At 72.1% G+C, this 17,213-nt stretch carries 16 protein-coding genes; 8 read left to right on the forward strand and 8 right to left on the reverse strand.

The window, feature by feature from the left end; translation table 11 throughout:
• Window positions 1-164 precede the first annotated feature (164 nt).
• Window positions 165-1,652, forward strand: coding sequence for a M1 family metallopeptidase (locus QHG49_RS06135; RefSeq protein ID WP_301487651.1), 1,488 nt, complete (start codon window positions 165-167; stop codon window positions 1,650-1,652).
• Between the two features lie 184 nt (window positions 1,653-1,836).
• Here the strand turns inward: QHG49_RS06135 and QHG49_RS06140 are convergent, their stop codons facing one another.
• Both QHG49_RS06140 and QHG49_RS06145 read right to left on the reverse strand, forming a co-directional pair.
• On the reverse strand, window positions 1,837-2,076 hold the full coding sequence (locus QHG49_RS06140) for a hypothetical protein (RefSeq protein ID WP_301487652.1): 240 nt from the start codon (window positions 2,074-2,076) through the stop codon (window positions 1,837-1,839).
• Between the two features lie 42 nt (window positions 2,077-2,118).
• The gene (locus QHG49_RS06145; protein WP_301487654.1) at window positions 2,119-3,582 is read right to left on the reverse strand and encodes an amino acid permease; all 1,464 of its coding nucleotides are present in this window, start codon (window positions 3,580-3,582) and stop codon (window positions 2,119-2,121) included.
• 253 nt (window positions 3,583-3,835) lie between these two features.
• Between QHG49_RS06145 and QHG49_RS06150 the strand changes: the two genes are divergently transcribed.
• Window positions 3,836-4,582, forward strand: a complete 747-nt coding sequence (locus tag QHG49_RS06150; RefSeq protein ID WP_159706517.1) for a MerR family transcriptional regulator — start codon at window positions 3,836-3,838, stop codon at window positions 4,580-4,582.
• Here the strand turns inward: QHG49_RS06150 and QHG49_RS06155 are convergent.
• The 3 genes from QHG49_RS06155 to QHG49_RS06165 form a co-directional block, all read right to left on the reverse strand.
• Window positions 4,571-6,751 carry a 3-hydroxyacyl-CoA dehydrogenase NAD-binding domain-containing protein gene (locus QHG49_RS06155; RefSeq protein WP_159706516.1) on the reverse strand — a complete coding sequence of 727 codons (2,181 nt, stop codon included), beginning with the start codon at window positions 6,749-6,751 and terminating at the stop codon, window positions 4,571-4,573. The genes QHG49_RS06150 and QHG49_RS06155 overlap by 12 nt on opposite strands.
• Window positions 6,752-6,792: 41 nt before the next feature.
• Complete coding sequence (locus QHG49_RS06160; RefSeq protein WP_145490006.1) at window positions 6,793-8,007, reverse strand: acetyl-CoA C-acetyltransferase; 1,215 nt, start codon at window positions 8,005-8,007, stop codon at window positions 6,793-6,795.
• A gap of 62 nt (window positions 8,008-8,069) precedes the next feature.
• Entirely contained in the window at window positions 8,070-9,224 is a 1,155-nt protein-coding gene (locus QHG49_RS06165) for a CaiB/BaiF CoA-transferase family protein (RefSeq protein ID WP_301487659.1), read from the reverse strand.
• Between the two features lie 219 nt (window positions 9,225-9,443).
• On the opposite strand from QHG49_RS06165, the gene QHG49_RS06170 reads away from it, so the two are divergent.
• Window positions 9,444-10,613, forward strand: coding sequence for a trans-acting enoyl reductase family protein (locus QHG49_RS06170; RefSeq protein WP_301487660.1), 1,170 nt, complete (start codon window positions 9,444-9,446; stop codon window positions 10,611-10,613).
• 92 nt (window positions 10,614-10,705) lie between these two features.
• The gene (locus tag QHG49_RS06175) at window positions 10,706-10,894 is read left to right on the forward strand and encodes a hypothetical protein (RefSeq protein ID WP_301487662.1); all 189 of its coding nucleotides are present in this window, start codon (window positions 10,706-10,708) and stop codon (window positions 10,892-10,894) included.
• Here QHG49_RS06175 and QHG49_RS06180 read toward each other — a convergent pair.
• A complete protein-coding gene (locus QHG49_RS06180; protein WP_159706512.1) occupies window positions 10,843-11,592 on the reverse strand; it encodes an endonuclease V in 750 nt (249 codons plus the stop codon). The genes QHG49_RS06175 and QHG49_RS06180 overlap by 52 nt on opposite strands.
• 60 nt (window positions 11,593-11,652) lie before the next feature.
• On the opposite strand from QHG49_RS06180, the gene QHG49_RS06185 reads away from it, so the two are divergent.
• A complete protein-coding gene (locus QHG49_RS06185) occupies window positions 11,653-11,949 on the forward strand; it encodes a YciI family protein (protein ID WP_159706511.1) in 297 nt (98 codons plus the stop codon).
• Between the two features lie 12 nt (window positions 11,950-11,961).
• On the opposite strand, the gene QHG49_RS06190 is transcribed toward QHG49_RS06185, so the two are convergent.
• Window positions 11,962-12,300: a plasmid stabilization protein gene (locus tag QHG49_RS06190; RefSeq protein ID WP_145489989.1), complete on the reverse strand. Its 339-nt coding sequence runs from the start codon at window positions 12,298-12,300 to the stop codon at window positions 11,962-11,964.
• A gap of 96 nt (window positions 12,301-12,396) precedes the next feature.
• Window positions 12,397-13,488 carry an oxidoreductase gene (locus tag QHG49_RS06195; RefSeq protein ID WP_301487668.1) on the reverse strand — a complete coding sequence of 364 codons (1,092 nt, stop codon included), beginning with the start codon at window positions 13,486-13,488 and terminating at the stop codon, window positions 12,397-12,399.
• Between the two features lie 231 nt (window positions 13,489-13,719).
• Here QHG49_RS06195 and QHG49_RS06200 point away from each other — a divergent pair, with 231 nt between their 5' ends.
• From QHG49_RS06200 to ddaH, 3 genes are all read left to right on the forward strand, one after another.
• Window positions 13,720-14,133 (forward strand): SsgA family sporulation/cell division regulator, encoded by a 414-nt coding sequence (locus tag QHG49_RS06200; RefSeq protein WP_159706507.1) that lies wholly within the window; start codon window positions 13,720-13,722, stop codon window positions 14,131-14,133.
• A 330-nt stretch (window positions 14,134-14,463) separates the two neighbouring features.
• Complete coding sequence (locus tag QHG49_RS06205; RefSeq protein ID WP_301487670.1) at window positions 14,464-16,092, forward strand: ABC-F family ATP-binding cassette domain-containing protein; 1,629 nt, start codon at window positions 14,464-14,466, stop codon at window positions 16,090-16,092.
• A 149-nt stretch (window positions 16,093-16,241) separates the two neighbouring features.
• Entirely contained in the window at window positions 16,242-17,018 is a 777-nt protein-coding gene (ddaH, locus tag QHG49_RS06210; RefSeq protein ID WP_301487672.1) for a dimethylargininase, read from the forward strand.
• Window positions 17,019-17,213: the final 195 nt, after the last annotated feature.

A 17,213-nucleotide genomic window follows, 5' to 3' on the forward strand; every position in this document is an offset into this window, starting at 1 on the left:
AACTGCCGTAAAGAAGAGTGCGTTACGGCACCCGGGTGGCTGATTGCGGCCGAATGGCGATCGTGTGACAGCAGGGGTCATGGACAGGGCAAGGGGCACAGGGGGTGAATAGGCTCCGGACAGTCTCGTGAACTCACCCGCAGTCCCCACGACTTGGAGCTGACGTGCACCGCAGAATCATCGCGCCCGGCGCACTGGCGGCGGCCTCCCTCCTGCTGGCGATCCCGGCATCGGCCGCGAGCTACTCCCCCGGCGCGCCGGGCATCGGCGACCCCTACTACCCGTACTACGGCAACGGCGGTTACGACGTCTCGCACTACGGCCTGCGGCTGCGCTACCAGCCGAAGACGGACGAGTTGCGGGGCACCGCGACGATCAGGGCGCGGACCACCCAGGATCTGTCCAGTTTCGACCTGGACTTCCTGCTGGACGTGAGCGAGGTGCGGGTCAACGGCGTGAAGGCGTCCTTCACCCATGCCGAGCAGCATGAACTGGTGATCACGCCGAAGCGGCCGCTGGCGAAGGGCACGCCGATCACGGTGGAGGTCCGTTACCGCGGGGTGCCGTCCACGAAGAGCGCCTACGGCTTCACCACCTGGCACCGCACACCGGACGGCGCGGTCGCGGCGGACGAGCCGGAGTCGGCGTGGTGGTGGTTCCCGAGCAACGACCACCCGAGCGACAAGGCGACGTACGACGTCTCGGTCAGCGTGCCGGAGGGCACCCAGGCGATCTCCAACGGGGCGCTGCGCTCGGTCTCCTCGAAGCGGGGCTGGACCAGCTACTCCTGGCGGCAGGACCGGCCGCAGGCGACCTATCTGGCCACGCTCGCGGTCGGCAGGTTCGACATCACCAGGAGCCGGTCCGGGCACGGGGTGCCGGTGATCAACGCCTACAGCAAGGACCTGGGCGCCGGGGACGCGGCGGCGCGGGCGAGCGTGGAGCGCACCGGGGAGATCGTCGACTGGCTGAGCAACTATTTCGGGCCGTATCCGTTCGCCACGGCGGGTGGTTATGTCCCGAACACGACGACCGGGTACGCGCTGGAGACCCAGACCCGCGTCTACTACAGCCCCAAGCAGTTCGCGAAGGGCGCCAACCCCTTGGTGGTCGTGCACGAGCTGGCCCACCAGTGGTACGGCGACGACGTGTCGCTGAAGGGCTGGAAGGACATCTGGCTCAACGAGGGCTTCGCGACGTACGCGCAGTGGCTGTGGTCGGAGCACGAGGGCCAGGGCACGACGCGGCAGCTCGCCGACCAGGTGTACTCCGCGCATCCGGCCGACGACCCGTTCTGGAAGGTCGCGCCGGGCGATCCCGGTCCGGACGACCAGTTCGACGACGCCGTGTACGACCGGGGCGCGGCCGCGATCCAGGCGCTGCGCGACAGGGTGGGCGACCGCGCCTTCTTCCGCATCCTGAAGGGCTGGCCGAAGGCGCACGCCTACGGCAACGCGTCCGTGGCCGACTTCGAGAAGTACGCCGAGCAGATCTCGGGCAAACCTCTCGCGGGGCTCTTCGACGCCTGGCTCTACCAGCCGGTGAAGCCGACGGGGTCGGCGGCGCGCGGGTTCGCGGCCGCCGGTACGCCGCTCGCGCAGCCGAAGTCCTGGAAGGCCGTCGAGGCCGCGCACGGCGGCCACGACCGCTGACCCTCCGCACCGGGGCCGCCCGGACGGCCTGAGGCTGTCCGCCCTCCCGGCTCATCGCGCGCGCGTGACGGGGCGGGAGGGCGTGACGGACCGGGCGGGAGCGGGCCCGGCCCACCGCTCGCGGCCGACCGGACAGGCCGTCGCCGGAGCCGTCGCCCCTGGGCGCCCCGCGCAGCAGGCCGACTCAGTCCCCGTGGTCGTACACCGTCACCGGTATCCCCCGCCGGATCAGCCGCTCCGTGACGAGCGGCTCGACACGGGACCACTCGCCACCGGCCAGGCCGCAGCCTGCGCGGGGCGGCGTGTGCACGGAGGCGCCGAGGTCGCCCCAGCCGCCGATGTCGTCGCAGACATGGGTGATGGTCTTCTGGCCCTCGCCCGACGGAGTGGTGGCGTCACCCCGGACGAGTGTGTTCTCCGGCATGACGCCACCGTAGGGGCTGCCACTGACAGTGGCGCCCGGCCGCTACTTCGCCGGCTGGGTCGGCTGCTGGTCGAGGTCCGTGTTCACCCGGCGCCGGACGCCGAACCAGCCCGCGACGAGCATGATGGCGATCACCGGGATGAGCAGCAGGGTCTTGCGGCCGACCTCGTGGTCGTCCCACATCATGCCGAGGCAGACCAGCAGGAAGACGATCGTGGCGATCTCGGTGACCGGGGAGAACTTCAGCTGGAAGTGCGGCCGGGTCACCAGGCCCGCGCGGGCGCGGCGCACGAAGATCGCGTGGCAGATCATGATGATCACCCAGGTGCTGATGATGCCGAGCGAGGCGACGTTCAGCACGATCTCGAAGGCCTGGCTGGGCACGAGGTAGTTCAGGCCGACGCCGAGGACGCAGATGCCGCAGGTCAGCAGGATGCCGCCGTAGGGCACCTGGCTGCGGCTCATCACCCGGGTGAACTTGGGCGCGGAACCCGACATCGCCATGGAGCGCAGGATGCGGCCGGTGGAGTACAGGCCGGAGTTCAGCGAGGACATGGCGGCGGTGAGGACCACGAGGTTCATCACGTCGCCGGCCGCGGGAATGCCGATCTTGGACAGGACGGTCACGAAGGGGCTCTGGTCGGCGGAGTACACCGAGCTGGGCAGCAGCAGCGCGAGCAGGACGACCGAGCCGACGTAGAACAGGCCCACGCGCCACATGATCGAGTTCACCGCGCGCGGGACGATCTTCTCCGGCTCCTCGGTCTCGCCGGCGGCGACGCCGACCAGCTCCAGGGCCGCGTACGCGAAGATCACGCCCTGCATCACGAGGACGACCGGCATCATGCCGTGCGGGAGGATGCCGCCGTGGTCGCTGATGAGGCTCAGGCCCGGCGTGTAGCCGTCGACATGGTGCTGGGTGGACAGCAGGAAGATGCCGATGAGCATGAAGCCCACCAGGGTGGCGACCTTGATGATCGCGAACCAGAACTCCATCTCACCGAAGATCTTCACCGAGATCAGGTTCACGGTGAGCACCACGGCGAGCGCGATCAGCGCCAGCACCCACTGCGGGATGGGCGTGAAGAAGCTCCAGTAGTGCGTGTAGAGCGCGATCGCGGTGATGTCGGCGATACCGGTGGTCGACCAGTTCAGGAAGTACATCCAGCCGGCGACATAGGCGCCCTTCTCGCCGAGGAACTCACGCGCGTACGACACGAAGGACCCGGAGGAGGGCCGGTACAGGACCAGCTCGCCCAGGGCGCGCACCACGAAGAAGGCGAAGATGCCGCAGACCAGGTAGGCCAGGGCGAGCGCGGGGCCCGCGTTGTGCAGGCGCCCTCCGGCGCCGAGGAACAGGCCGGTTCCGATGGCGCCGCCGATGGCGATCATGTTGACGTGGCGGGCCTTGAGGTCCTTGCTGTAGCCGGCGTCGCCCGCGTCGGCGGGCGTCTGGGCCGCCTGCGCAGGTGCGGGCTGTGCCGATTCCACGGCGTCCTTGCTCACGGGTGGTACCACTTCCTGGTGCGCCCGGGCCTGGGCCCGGGGGTCGTGCAGGGCTTGGCCCGCACCACCCGATGAGTCGCGGCACAGACCAAGCCAGCAGCTTCCCAGACACGCTGGGCATTACGCGGTGTCCTACGTCACAGAGCGTTGCTTCTCACACGATCTTCTCAGCGTCCACATGATGTTCACCACGGCGCGTACCCGGCGCCCCGACGGGTTTCACAGCAGTGGTGTGACAGCGATACTGCTGCACATGACGACCGATGCCGGGGAGATGAGCCTCACCGTCGACGAGCTGGCCGCACGGGCGGGAGTGACGGTGCGGACCGTGCGCTTCTACGGGAGCAAGGGGCTGCTGCCGCCGCCGGTGATCGGACCGCGGCGGGTGGGCCGGTACGGTGCGCGGCACCTGGCGCGGCTGGCGTTGATCGAGGAGTTGCAGCGCCAGGGGATGACGCTGGCGGCGATCGAGCGGTACCTGGGGCAGCTGCCCTCCGATCTGTCCGCCTACGACCTGGCCATCCACCGGGCCGTGGTCGCCTCCTGGGTGCCGGACTCCGTGGAGACCCTCTCGCGTGCCGAGCTGGACCGGCGGGCCGGACGGGTGCTGGCCGACGAGGAGCTGGAGCGCCTCGCGGCGGCCGGGGTCCTGATCACCCGGGAGGCGAGCGGCACCGACGCGGCGGACGGCGGGGCGGACGACGGCTTCCGGGTCGACACCGGGCTGCTGCGGCTCGGCCTCGAACTGCTGGACGTGCCGTTGTCCCAGGGCACGGTCCTCGCGGCGCGCGAGGTGCTCATGGAGCACTCGCGCGCCGCGGCCCGTGAGCTCGCCCGGCTCTTCCGCGGCGAGGTGGCCGAGCGGGACACCCGCGATGTGCGGGACCTGTCCGCGCACATCCACCCGCTGGTGGTGCAGGCGCTGCTGACCACCTTCCAGCGTTCGCTGCGCGAGGAGCTGAGCGAGCTGCTCAGCGGCGAGGGACCGTCAGGCGGCTGAGTCCGTGAAGGGCTCGCCCTTGTCCGCCTTCTCCACCAGCAGCGCCGGCGGCTCGAACCGCTCGCCGTAGGTCCCGGCGAGTTCCCGGGCGCGGGCCACGAAGCCGGGCAGGCCGCCCTGGTAGCCGTTGATGTACTGGAGCACGCCGCCGGTCCAGGCCGGGAAGCCGATGCCGAGGATGGAGCCGATGTTGGCGTCGGCCACGGAGGTCAGCACGCCCTCCTCCACCAGGCGCACGGTGTCCAGCGCCTCGGCGAAGAGCATCCGCTCCCGCATGTCCTCGAACGGGATCTCGTACCCGGTCTTGGTGAAGTGCTCGCGCAGGCCCGGCCAGAGTCCGGCGCGCTTGCCGTCCTCCGCGTAGTCGTAGAAGCCGGCGCCGCCGCTGCGGCCGGGGCGCCCGAACTCGTCGACCATGCGGTCGATGACGCCGTCGGCCGGGTGCGTGGTCCAGGTGCCGCCGGCCTCCTCGACGGCCCGCTTCGTCTCGTCGCGGATCTTGCGCGGGAGGGTGAGGGTCAGCTCGTCCATCAGGGAGAGCACCTTGGCCGGGTAGCCGGCCTGGGCGGCGGCCTGCTCGATGGAGGCGGGCTCGATGCCCTCGCCGACCATGGCGACGCCCTCGTTGATGAACTGGCCGATCACCCGGGAGGTGAAGAAGCCGCGCGAGTCGTTGACGACGATCGGCGTCTTGTCGATCTGCCGGACCAGGTCGAAGGCGCGGGCGAGGGCCTCGTCGCCGGTGCGCTCGCCCTTGATGATCTCGACCAGCGGCATCTTGTCGACGGGCGAGAAGAAGTGCAGGCCGATGAAGTCGGCCTGGCGCTCGACGCCCTCGGCGAGGGTGGTGATGGGCAGGGTGGAGGTGTTGGAGCACAGCAGCGCGTCGGGCGCGAGAACGGACTCGATCTCCTGGAACACCTTGTGCTTGAGCGCGGTGTCCTCGAAGACGGCCTCGATCACCGCGTCGCAGCCGGCCACGTCGGCGGCGTCCCCGGTGGGCGTGATCCGGGCGAGCAGCGCGTCCGCCTTCTCCTGGGTGGTACGGCCCCGGGAGACGGCCTTGGCGCACAGCTTCTCGGAGTAGTCCTTGCCCTTGAGCGCGGCTTCCAGGGAGACGTCCTTGAGGACGACGTCGATGCCCGCGCGGGCGCACGAGTAGGCGATGCCCGCGCCCATCATGCCGGCGCCGAGCACGGCCACCTTGCGGACCTCGCGGGACTCGATGCCCTTGGGCCGGTTGGCGCCGGAGTTGACGGCCTGGAGGTCGAAGAAGAACGCCTGGATCATGTTCTTCGCGGTCTGCCCGGTGACCAGCTCGGTGAAGTAGCGGGTCTCGATGGTGATCGCGTTCTCGAAGTCGACCTGGGAGCCCTCGACCGCCGCGGCCATGATGTTGCGGGGGGCCGGGTAGGGCGCGCCGTTCGTCTGCTTGCGCAGGTTGGCCGGGAAGGCGGGCAGGTTGGCGGCGAACTTCGGGTGGGCCGGGGTGCCGCCCGGGATCCGGTAGCCCGGGACGTCCCAGGGCTGCTGGGACTCGGGGTGCTCGTCGATGAAGGCGCGGGCCTTGGCCAGCATCTCCTCCGGTGTCTTCGCCACCTCGTGGATCAGCCCGTTCTCCAGGGCGCGCCGCGGGTTGTACTGGGTGCCCTGGAGCAGCACCTTGAGCAGGGCGTCGGTGATGCCCATCAGGCGCACGGTACGGGTGACACCGCCGCCCGCGGGCAGCAGGCCGAGGGTGACCTCGGGCAGGCCGATCTTGGAGCCGGGGGCGTCCAGCGCGACGCGGTGGTGGGAGGCGAGGGCGATCTCGTAACCGCCGCCCAGGGCCGCGCCGTTGATGGCGGCGACGACCGGCTTGCCGAGGGTCTCGATGCGGCGCAGCGCGTTCTTGATCGCGGTCGCGGTGTCGAAGACGGCCTGGGCGTCCTCGGGACCGGCCTTGATCATCTCCTTGAGGTCGCCGCCCGCGAAGAAGGTCTTCTTGGCGGAGGTGTAGATGATGCCCCGGATGGAGTCCTTCTCGGCCACGGCGCGGTCCGCGATCGCCTCGATGGACGTCTTGAACGCCTGGTTCATGGTGTTCGCGGACTGGTTCGGGTCGTCCAGGACCAGGGTGACGACACCGGTGTCGTCCTGCTCCCAGCGGATGGTGGTGCTCTCGGTCATGACAGTCGTCTCCGTTGAAGTCGCTTGGTTCCGCGGGGAGTTCAGATGCGCTCGATGACGGTGGCGATGCCCATGCCGCCGCCCACGCACAGGGTGACGAGGCCGTAGCGCTTGTCCTGGCGCTCCAGTTCGTCCACGAGCATGCCGACGAGCATGGCGCCGGTCGCGCCGAGCGGGTGGCCCAGCGCGATGGCGCCGCCGTTGACGTTGACCTTCTCCAGCGGCAGGCCCATCTCGTCGATGAAGCGCAGCACGACGGCGGCGAACGCCTCGTTGATCTCGACCAGGTCGATGTCGTCGATGGTGAGGCCGGCCTTGGCGAGGGCCTTGCGGGTGGCGGGGGCGGGGCCGGTGAGCATGATGGTGGGCTCGGAGCCGGAGACGGCGGCCGAGACGATCCGCGCGCGCGGGGTGAGGCCGTAGCGCTCGCCGACCTCCTTGGAGCCGATCGCGACGAGCGAGGCGCCGTCCACGATGCCGGAGGAGTTGCCCGCGTGGTGGACGTGGTCGATCTTCTCCACCCAGTGGTACTTCTGCAGCGCCACGGCGTCGAAACCACCGAGTTCGCCGATGTCGGCGAAGGACGGCTTGAGCTTGGCCAGGGTGTCGGCGGTGGTGCCGGGGCGCGGGTGCTCGTCGCGGTCGAGGACGACCAGCCCGGCGCGGTCCTTGACGGGGACCACGGAGCGGGCGAAGCGGCCCTCCTTCCAGGCGTTGACGGCGCGCTCCTGGGAGAGCGCCGCGAACTCGTCCACGTCCCGGCGGGTGAAGCCGCCGATGGTGGCGATCAGGTCGGCGCCGATGCCCTGCGGCACGAAGTTGACGTCGAGGTTGGTCATCGGGTCGTTGAACCAGGCGCCGCCGTCGGAGCCCATCGGGACGCGGGACATCGACTCCACGCCGCCCGCGAGGACCAGGTCCTCCCAGCCGGAGCGGATCTTGGCGGCGGCCAGGTTGACGGCCTCGAGGCCCGAGGCACAGAAGCGGTTCTCCTGCACGCCCGCGACGGTGTCCGGCAGCCCGGCGGCGATCGCGGCGATACGGGCGATGTCGGAGCCCTGGTCGCCGACGGGGCCGACGACGCCGAGCACGATGTCGTCGACGGCGGCCGGGTCCAGGTTCGGGAAGCGGTCGCGGATCTCGTGGATGAGGCCGACGACCAGGTCGATGGGCTTGGTGCCGTGCAGGGCGCCGTTCGCCTTGCCTCGGCCGCGCGGGGTGCGGATCGCGTCGTACACGTACGCTTCGGTGCTCACTGGGATGCCTTTCGGGAGGGTCGGCCGAGCGGTTCGGTTGCGCAGCGGATGGGTGGGCGGGCTCAGTCGGCGGCCGGGGTCGGCCGGTCGTCTCCGGTGAGCGCGGGTATGTCCCAGTCCCGGGCCACGGCCTCGGCGCCCGCGCCGGGCAGCGCGGGTCCGGTGCGGACGGTGGTGGGGGTGGCGGAGAAACGGGGTGCGGGGGCGGGCTGGGTGATGCCGCCGTGGTCGGTGAAGGTGGCACGGGCGGCCAGGTGCGGGTGGTGCGGGGCCTCGCGCAGCGACAGTACGGGGGCCACGCAGGCGTCGGAGTCCGCGAACAGGGCGGTCCATTCCTCGCGGGTGCGGTCCCGGAAGCGGGCGGTGACGGCCGCGCGCAGTTCCGGCCACCTGGTGAGGTCGGTGCGGGCGCTCTGGAGGTCGTCCAGGCCGAGCAGGCGCAGGAACTCGGCCGAGAACCGGTCCTCCAGGGCGCCGACCGCCATGTAGCCGCCGTCGGCGGTCTCGTAGGTGCCGTAGTAGGGGCAGCCGCCGTCCAGGAGGTTGGCGCCGCGCCGGTCCTGCCAGGCGCCGGCGGACAGCATGCCGTGGATCATCGCGGACAGATGGGCGGTGCCGTCCACGATGGCGGCGTCCACGACCTGGCCGGTGCCGGTGGCGCGGGCGTGGTGCAGGGCGGCGAGGACGCCGACGACCAGGTAGAGCGAGCCGCCCGCGTAGTCCCCGAGGAGGTTGGCGGGCACGGCCGGGGGCTCGCCGGGGCGGCCGATCATGCCGAGGGCGCCGGTGAGGGCGATGTACGACACGTCGTGGCCGGCGCGCTCGGCGAGGGGGCCGCCCTGGCCCCAGCCGGTCATCCGGCCGTAGACCAGGCGGGGGTTGCGGGCGTGGCAGTCGGCCGGGCCGACGCCGAGGCGCTCGGCGACGCCCGGCCGGTAGCCCTCTACGAGGATGTCGGCGCGCTCGGCGAGATCCAGGACGCGGGCGGCGCCGTCCGGGGACTTGAGGTCGACCACGACGGAGCGCTTGTTGCGGTTGGTGACGTCGTGGGCGGGGTCGATGCCGAGGCCGGGGCCGCCGGGGCGGTCCACCCGGACCACGTCGGCGCCGAGGTCGGCGAGCAGCATGGCGGCGAACGGGCCCGGTCCGATGCCGGCCAGCTCCACCACGCGCACGCCACCGAGCGGGCCCCGCCCTGCTGGTGCCGCCGTGCTCATGCCGTCCCCCAAGCGTGTGACACAACTGATGTAACACCGGTGATGCTATGAACGCGTTCCATCCGGCACAAGACCTGAACGAGCAAGCGCTTAGCCAAGTGTCCATCCGGCTGAAAATCACCCGGTCGCCTCCGGGGCGCTCTCCTCACGCTAGCCTCGGCCACCGACAGCGGCGCGGGCTGCGCGACCGAGGGGTGGCATGAGCGGACGAGGTGGGTCATGAACGGGCTGGACCGTCCCTACGACGTGGTGCTCTACGGGGCGACGGGCTTCGTCGGCACCCTGACGGCGCGGTATCTGGCGGCGCACGCGCCGCAGGGCCTGCGCTGGGCGATCGCCGGACGCGACGAGATGAAGCTGCGGCGGCTGCGGGACCGGCTGCCCGCGGGCGCGGACATCGGCGTGCTGCGCGCCGACACAGGGCGGCCGGCCGAGCTGCGCGAACTCGCCGAGCGGGCCCGGGTGGTGGCCACGACCGTGGGGCCGTATCTGCGGCACGGCGAGGAGCTGGTCGCCGCCTGCGCGGACGCCGGGACGGACTACCTGGACCTGACGGGCGAGCCGGAGTTCGTGGACCTGATGTACGTACGGCACGACGCCCGCGCCCGGGAGACCGGCGCGCGCCTGGTGCACGCCTGTGGGTTCGACTCCGTGCCGCACGATCTGGGCGTGTACTTCACGGTGAGACATCTGCCGGAGGGTGTGCCGCTCCGCGTGGACGGCTATGTCACGGCCGACGCGGCGTTCTCCGGTGGCACGCTGGCCTCGGCGCTCGACCAGTTCGCGCGCGGGCGCGCGATGCTGGCCGCCGCCCGCGACCGGGCCCGGCACGAGCCGCGGCGGTACGGGCGCCGGGTGAGCGCGCCGGCCGGGGCGCCGCGGTTCGCCCGGGAGGTCGGCGCGTGGGCGCTGCCGCTGCCCACCATCGACCCGCGGATCGTGAGCCGTTCCGCGCGGGCCCTGGACCGCTACGGCCCCGACTTCCGCTACCGGCACTTCGCGGCGGTCCGCCGGCTGCCGGTCGCGCTCGGCGGGGCGGTCGCGGTCGGGGCGGCGGTGGCCGCCGCCCAGCTGCCGCCCGTGCGCCACTGGCTGTCCGGCCGGCTCGCTCCCGGCGCGGGGCCCAGCGCGGAGAAGCGGGCCAGGAGCTGGTTCAGGGTCCGCTTCGTCGGCGAGGGCGGGGGTCGCCGCGTCTACACGGAGGTCGCGGGCGGCGACCCCGGGTACGACGAGACCGCCAAGATGTTCGCGGAGGCCGCGCTCTGCCTCGCCCTCGACGAGCTGCCGAAGACATCCGGCCAGGTGACGACGGTCCAGGCGATGGGCGACGCGCTCACGGAGCGGCTGCGGGCTGCCGGGATCACCTTCCGGGTGGCCGCCGAGCGGTGACCGGGACCGTCCGGTGCGGGCGTCTTGTCCCGAGGCTCGGTGCGAGGATGGGGCGTTTGCGACCCACCGGAGCCCGAGGAGGCGCTAAGACCGTGAAGTTCGTGCTCGAAGTGACCGTGGACGAGAACACGTCGGCGCAGGAGCGTGCCGCCGAGCTGAGCCGGATCCTGCGCTACTGGGGCGGCAATCTGCACCACTACGCGCTGGAGCCGGGTGACGGCTCGCCCGTCTACGACTCCGGGTACCAGGAAGTCGGTGTCTGGCGGCTCGCCGACGACTGAGGGGGCCCGCCCGCCGTCGCCTCCTTGAGCGCCCTGCGGCACAGGCCGTCCGCGTGCCGGGTGGTCTCCGGGAGGCGGTAGGCGGGGGTGAGGGCCAGCGTGTGGGCGAGGGCATTGGCCAAGGACACCCGGTGGCCGACGGAGACGAAGACGGGTTTGACGCCGTCGCGGGTACGAAGGGCGCGGCCGACCTCCTCGGCCCCGGCGAGCAGCGGTGCGGAGCTGCCGCGGGCGGGCGCGGGCTCGTCGTACGTGAAGGTGAAGGGGTTCTTGGCGACGCCGATGGCGGGCAGTCCGGTGACGACGCCCAGATGGCTCGCCAGGCCGAAGCGGCGGGGGTGGGCGAGGCCGTAGCCGTCGCACACCACCAGGCCGGGCGCGCAGGGCAGGGCTTCCAGGGCGGCCAGGACCGCGGGCAGTTCGCGGAAGGCGAGCAGGCCGGGGACGTACGGGAAGGACACCCGGCCGACGGCGGTCGACTCGGCGACGACCTCCAGGGTGGCGGCGTCCAGGACGACGGCCGCGGCGGCGACCAGGTCGCGCTCGTCGTCGTAGGCCACGTCGACCCCGGTCACCCGGCCCGTGCCCGGCGGCGGTCCGGGCTCGTCGAGCACCACCCGGCCGCGCAGTTCGTCCTGGACCGCGCGGGCCTGCGCCTCCGTGGCGGGCCAGCCCGCCGGTATGCCTACGGTCGTCATGAGGGCCGACTGTACGTGCCCGCCCCGGGCCGCCCCGCCCCCGGGGTTAGGCTCGCGATCATGTTCGTACTGGAGCTGACCTACACCGCGCCGCTCGACGCCGTGAACGCCCTGCACGCCGACCACATGGCGTGGCTGGCGGAGCAGTTCGACAAGGGCGTCTTCCTGGCGTCGGGGCGCAAGAACCCGCGCGACGGCGGGGTGATCCTGGCCGTCGCCGAGGACCGCGCCCGCATCGAGGAGATCGTCGCGGCCGATCCGTACACCGTCGGCGAGGTGTGCGCCTACCGGATCACGGAGTTCATCGCCACCACGACGGTCCCGGAGCTGGCCCGGTACCGGCAGATCCCGGCCTGAGGCGCGCGTCCGTCAGCCCTTCTTGGCGTTCAGCGCGCGCTGGAGCTGGTCCTTGTTCATGTTCGAACGGCCCTCGATGCCGCGCTGCTTCGCCTCGTTGTACAGCTGGTCGCGGGTCGGGCCCTGGGGGCCGGTCCGGTTGCCCGACCGCTGGCCGCCGCGCTTGCCCGACGACATGTCCTGGGTCGAGGTGCGGCTCGCCGTCCGGGACTCGCCGGACCGGGCGCGCTCCTTGTTGACGGTCCGCGCGGCGATCTCCTTCGCGCGTCCCGCGCTCTCGCCCCGGTCCTGCGCGCTCTCCTTGATGTGCTCGTACTGGCGTTCGCGCTTGGGGCTGGAACCGGCCGGCATGGTCACTCCTTTCGACTCGAAGGCCCGTACGAGCGGTCTCCAAGGGCCCGTACGACGCCTTCGGGGCGCGAGTACCCGGCTGTCGGCGCGCCTACCTCACCGTTCCAGCCGGGCCACCCTGCCCTGCTCGCCGGCCGCCCAGCAGCCGAGGTCGGGGGTGCAGGAGACGGTGTCGTACGAACCGGTGCCGATGGTGCGCCAGGTGCGCCCGCCGTCCGTGGTCAGGTCGGTGCCGGTGGGGCCGACGGCGAGCGCCGAGGCGCGGCTGTGCGGGAGCCAGGCGGCGCCGGAGCGGTAGGCGGGCGGGGGTGTGGCGGACGGCTGCCAGGTGCGGCCCCCGTCCCTGGTGACGGCGGCGGCCTGCGGCGAGGGCTGGTCGGCGCGGTAGTCGCCGCCGACGGCGAGGCCGTGGGCGCGGTCGCGGAAGGCGAGCGCGAAGACCCCGCGGGCCGGGTCGCCGGCCGGCACCGGAGTGTCGGCGGCGGTCCAGGTGAGACCGCGGTCGGCGGAGTGCAGGACCCGCGCGCGGGCGCCGCCGCCGGTGGCCAGCCAGACGTCCCTGGCTCCGGAGGTGACCAGGCACTGCCCGCTCGCCGCGAAGCCCGCCTCGCCGTCCAGGGCGGGCGGCATCCCGGCCGGGGGCAGCACCCGCCAGGAGCGGCCGCCGTCGCTGGTGGACAGGATGCGGAACCTCCCGTCCACGGGGTCGCCCATGGCGAGGCCGTGGCGGCGGTCGAAGAAGGCCATGCAGTCGTAGAACGCGTCCGGGTCGGTGTTGCGGAAGGACTCCGTCCAGCTCGCCCCGCCGTCGTCGGTGCGGTACACCCGGGACGCCTCGCCCTCGCCGATGGCCAGGACCACCGCGTGCCGCGCGTCGAACGCCTCGACGTCCCGGAACTCCAGTCCGGCCGCGCCGGGCGGCGAGACATCGCGCCAGGAGGTGCCGCCGTCCCGGGTGAGCAGCACGGTGCCGGCGGTGCCGGCCAGCCAGGCGGTGTGCCGGTCGACGGCGGCCAGGCCCCGGTAGCGGACCTGCGGGGTGCCGGGGTCCTTCGCCGCCCAGTGCACGCCCTGATGCCGGTCGAGCGCGGCGGCCGACGGGACGGTCAGCGCGGCCAGCGCCGCGCCGCACGCGACTCCCGCCGCCGTGAGCCTGCTCACCCGCCGCAGGTTTCGCGCGTCCCTCATGTCCCGCTTGTCCCTCGTGCTCCCCATGCGCCTCATGGCGGGCGAAGCTAGTCCACCGCCCGGTCGCCGTCCAGAGGGCCGGCTGCCGTGCCGCCGGGGGCGGTCCCGCGTGCATGAACGCGGTGACCGAGGTCACTCGTCCCCCAGGTGCACGTACCGGCCGGTTCCGACGTCTCACCCAGTGCCGGGAGTCACCAGGCCGCAGTCCAGCCGTCACGAGGGAGCAAGGCGTTGTCCACCGTCATCGAGCAGCCCGTAGAAGCCCGCCTCGTCGCCGCCGCGCCGCGTATGCAGAGCATTCCCGCCACGCTGCGGTACGACCGCTGCGACCCGTTCGCCGTGCGGATGACCTTCCCGGCCCCGGCCACCCTGGAAGGCGTCGAGGTCTGCTGGACCTTCGCCCGGGAGCTGCTCGCCGCCGGACTGCTCGCTCCCGAGGGCCAGGGCGACGTACGGGTGCGGCCGTACGGCTACGACCGCATCGTGCTGGAGTTCCACGCCCCCGAGGGCACCGCCGTCGTCCATGTGCGCGCGGGCGAGATACGCCGCTTCCTGGAGTCGACCGGCGAACTGGTGCCGGTCGGCCTCGAACACCTCCAGCTGGACCTGGACCACCACCTGGCCGAACTGATGCGCGACGCCTGACGGGGACGCCTCGCACGACGGAGGACGGCGGCCGGGGCATGCGCACACGCGCGCCTCGCCGATAAATGCTTTGACTCCCTTCCGGGGTGCTCCTACCGTTTACCTCGGTCCTGTTGTCGTCGATCGGAGAAGGACGTTGCTCGTCTGAGGTTCGGAGACACCGCGTCGCACCGGTGAGGTGTGCGTGGCGTACGACCCTCGGCGTTCGAGCCGTCCTCCGGCACAGGCCCTTTTTTCTTTTGTACGGCCTCCGGGTGACCCTTCGGTTCCCGCCTCGCGGTGTCTCCAGACGCGTCCGCGAAATCGCACCCACTCCCCCGCGAGGCCCCCATGTCATCCGCGTCCTCCTCTTCCGTCACCCTCTCGTCCCTGTCCTTCGCCTGGCCCGACGGCACCACCGTGTTCGACGGGCTCGACCTCTCCTTCGGCCCCGGCAGGACCGGACTTGTCGGCGTCAACGGGTCCGGGAAATCCACCCTGTTGAAGCTCCTGGCGGGTGAACTCGCCCCGGCCGACGGCACCGTCAAGGTCATGGGCGAGGTCGGCTACCTCCCGCAGAACGTCACCCTGGACACCGCGCTCCGCGTGGACCAGGCCCTCGGCATCGCCGGGCAGCGGGCCGCGCTGCACGCCATCGAGGCGGGCGACGTGGCCGAAGGGCACTTCGAGACGGTCGGCGACGACTGGGACGTCGAGGAGCGCGCCCTGGTCACCCTCGGCGAACTCGGCCTGGACCGCATCGGCCTGGACCGCACCGTCGGCGAGGTCTCCGGCGGCGAGTCGGTACTGCTGCGGCTCGCGGCACTGCTGCTGCGCCGCCCGGACGTGCTGCTCCTGGACGAGCCCACCAACAACCTCGACCTGTACGCGCGCCGCCGCCTCCACCAGGCCGTCGCCGCCTGGCCCGGCGTGCTCGTCGTCGTCAGCCACGACCGTGAACTCCTCGACCTGGTCGACCAGATCGCGGAACTGCGCTCCGGCGAGGTGACCTGGTACGGCGGCAACTTCTCGGCCTACGAGGAGGCGCTGGCCCTCGAACAGGAGGCGGCCGAACGGATGGTGCGGGTCGCCGAGGCCGATGTGCGCAAACAGAAGCGCGAACTGTCCGACGCCCAGGTCAAGCTGGCCCGCCGCAAGCGGTACGGGCAGAAGATGTTCGAGTCGAAGCGCGAGCCGAAGATCGTGATGGGCGCCCGCAAACGCGCCGCCCAGGAGTCGGCGGGCAAGCACCGCATCATGCACGAGGAGCGCCTCGCCGAGGCCAAGGAGCGCCTGGACGACGCGGTGGACGCGGTGCGGGACGAGGACGAGATCCGCGTCGACCTGCCGTACACCGCCGTACCGCCGGGCCGGCAGGTGCTCACCCTGGAGAATCTGGCGATGGCCCACGGGGCGCGCGTCGAGGGCGTCCTCGATCTGCGCGGCCCGGAGCGGATCGCGCTGGTCGGGCGCAACGGCGCGGGCAAGACGACGCTGCTGCGCACGGTCGCCGGGGAGCTGGCACCGACCGAGGGCACCGTCACCGCGCATGTCCCGCTGCGGTTCCTGCCCCAGCGCCTGGACGTGCTGGACGACGAGCTGACGGTCGCCCAGAACGTGGCCCGGTTCGCGCCGGGCGCCACCAACAACCGGGTCCGGGCGCGTCTGGCCCGCTTCCTGTTCCGGGGCGCCCGCGCCGACCAGCGGGCGGCCACCCTGTCCGGCGGCGAGCGCTTCCGGGCCGCGCTGGCCGCGCTGATGCTGGCCGAACCGGCGCCCCAGCTGCTGCTGCTCGACGAGCCGACCAACAACCTCGACCTGGCGAGCGTGCGCCAGCTCACCTCGGCCCTGGACTCGTACGAGGGCGCGCTGCTGGTGGCCGGCCACGACCTGCCGTTCCTGGAGTCGATCGGCATCACCCGCTGGCTGCTGATGGCGGACGGCGAGCTGACGGAGGTCGCGCCGGAGGAGGTGGGCTAGAGGACCGGCGACGCGAGGACGGCGGAGCATCTCAGGAGGGCCACAGCCTGGTGACGAGGGTTTTGTCCTGGGCACGTCGGACTGCATGATGGCGGACCGGCGTCGCACCCGCGGCGCAGGCACCGCATCCCCGACCGGAAAGGCCCGTCGTGCCCAGCAAGAAGGCCCTCGTCCGCCGCCCGAGCCCCCGTCTCGCCGAGGGCCTGGTGACCTATGCCGAGCGGCAGAAGGTCGACGTCGGGCTCGCCACCGAGCAGTGGGAGGCGTACGTCGAGGCACTGCGGGCGCACGGCTGGGAGACGTTCGAGGTCGAACCGGCCGACGACTGCCCGGACTCGGTGTTCGTGGAGGACACCGTCGTCCTGTTCCGCAATGTCGCGCTGATCACCCGGCCGGGCAGTGCGTCCCGCCGCCCGGAGACCGCCGGCGTGGAGGAGGCGGTGGCCGGCCTCGGCTGCTCGGTGAACTGGGTCTGGGACCCGGGCACTCTGGACGGCGGCGACGTCCTGAAGGTCGGCGACACGGTCTATGTCGGCCGCAGCGGGCGCACCGACGCGGCCGGTGTGCAGCAGGTGCGGGCCGCGTTCGAGCCGCTGGGCGCCCGGGTGGTGGCCGTACCGGTGAGCAAGGTGCTGCATCTGAAGTCGGCCGTGACCGCGCTGCCGGACGGCACCGTCGTGGGGCACATTCCTAAGGTGGACCGGCCCTCGCTGTTCCCCGGTTTCCTGTCGGTGCCCGAGGAGTCCGGCGCGCACCTGGTGCTGCTCGGCGGGCACAGGCTGCTGATGGCGGCGAGCGCCCCGAAGACCGCCGAGCTGCTCACCGACCTCGGCTACGAGGTGGTCACCGTGGACATCGGCGAGTTCGAGAAGCTGGAGGGTTCGGTGACGTGCCTGTCCGTACGACTGCGGGGGCTGTACGCCTGACCGGGTGGACGCCGCCCTCCGAAAGCCCCGGGACCGACGTGTCCTGGGGCTGTTCCGTATGCCCGGTCACCCTGACGCACCCCCTGATCAGGGGGTCTCTTACGGCGACTTAACCTACGGTTTCGTAACCTACGGATTCGTAGCTTACGATCACGTAGGTTTCCCGGCACCGCTCGCCGGTACCCCTCGTTTGTG

It is taken from the genome of Streptomyces sp. WP-1, from assembly GCF_030450125.1.
Classification (GTDB): Bacteria; Actinomycetota; Actinomycetes; order Streptomycetales; family Streptomycetaceae; genus Streptomyces; species Streptomyces incarnatus.

Excerpts from the sequence above, each read along its gene's own strand:
- QHG49_RS06165 (WP_301487659.1), bottom strand. The coding sequence starts at position 9,224 with ATGAGCACGGCGGCACCAGCAGGGCGGGGCCCGCTCGGTGGCGTGCGC.
- QHG49_RS06180 (WP_159706512.1), bottom strand. The coding sequence starts at position 11,592 with ATGACGACCGTAGGCATACCGGCGGGCTGGCCCGCCACGGAGGCGCAG.
- QHG49_RS06140 (WP_301487652.1), bottom strand. The coding sequence starts at position 2,076 with ATGCCGGAGAACACACTCGTCCGGGGTGACGCCACCACTCCGTCGGGC.
- QHG49_RS06170 (WP_301487660.1), top strand. The coding sequence starts at position 9,444 with ATGAACGGGCTGGACCGTCCCTACGACGTGGTGCTCTACGGGGCGACG.
- QHG49_RS06185 (WP_159706511.1), top strand. The coding sequence starts at position 11,653 with ATGTTCGTACTGGAGCTGACCTACACCGCGCCGCTCGACGCCGTGAAC.
- QHG49_RS06205 (WP_301487670.1), top strand. The coding sequence starts at position 14,464 with ATGTCATCCGCGTCCTCCTCTTCCGTCACCCTCTCGTCCCTGTCCTTC.
- QHG49_RS06190 (WP_145489989.1), bottom strand. The coding sequence starts at position 12,300 with ATGCCGGCCGGTTCCAGCCCCAAGCGCGAACGCCAGTACGAGCACATC.
- QHG49_RS06155 (WP_159706516.1), bottom strand. The coding sequence starts at position 6,751 with ATGACCGAGAGCACCACCATCCGCTGGGAGCAGGACGACACCGGTGTC.
- QHG49_RS06150 (WP_159706517.1), top strand. The coding sequence starts at position 3,836 with ATGACGACCGATGCCGGGGAGATGAGCCTCACCGTCGACGAGCTGGCC.
- QHG49_RS06195 (WP_301487668.1), bottom strand. The coding sequence starts at position 13,488 with ATGAGGGACGCGCGAAACCTGCGGCGGGTGAGCAGGCTCACGGCGGCG.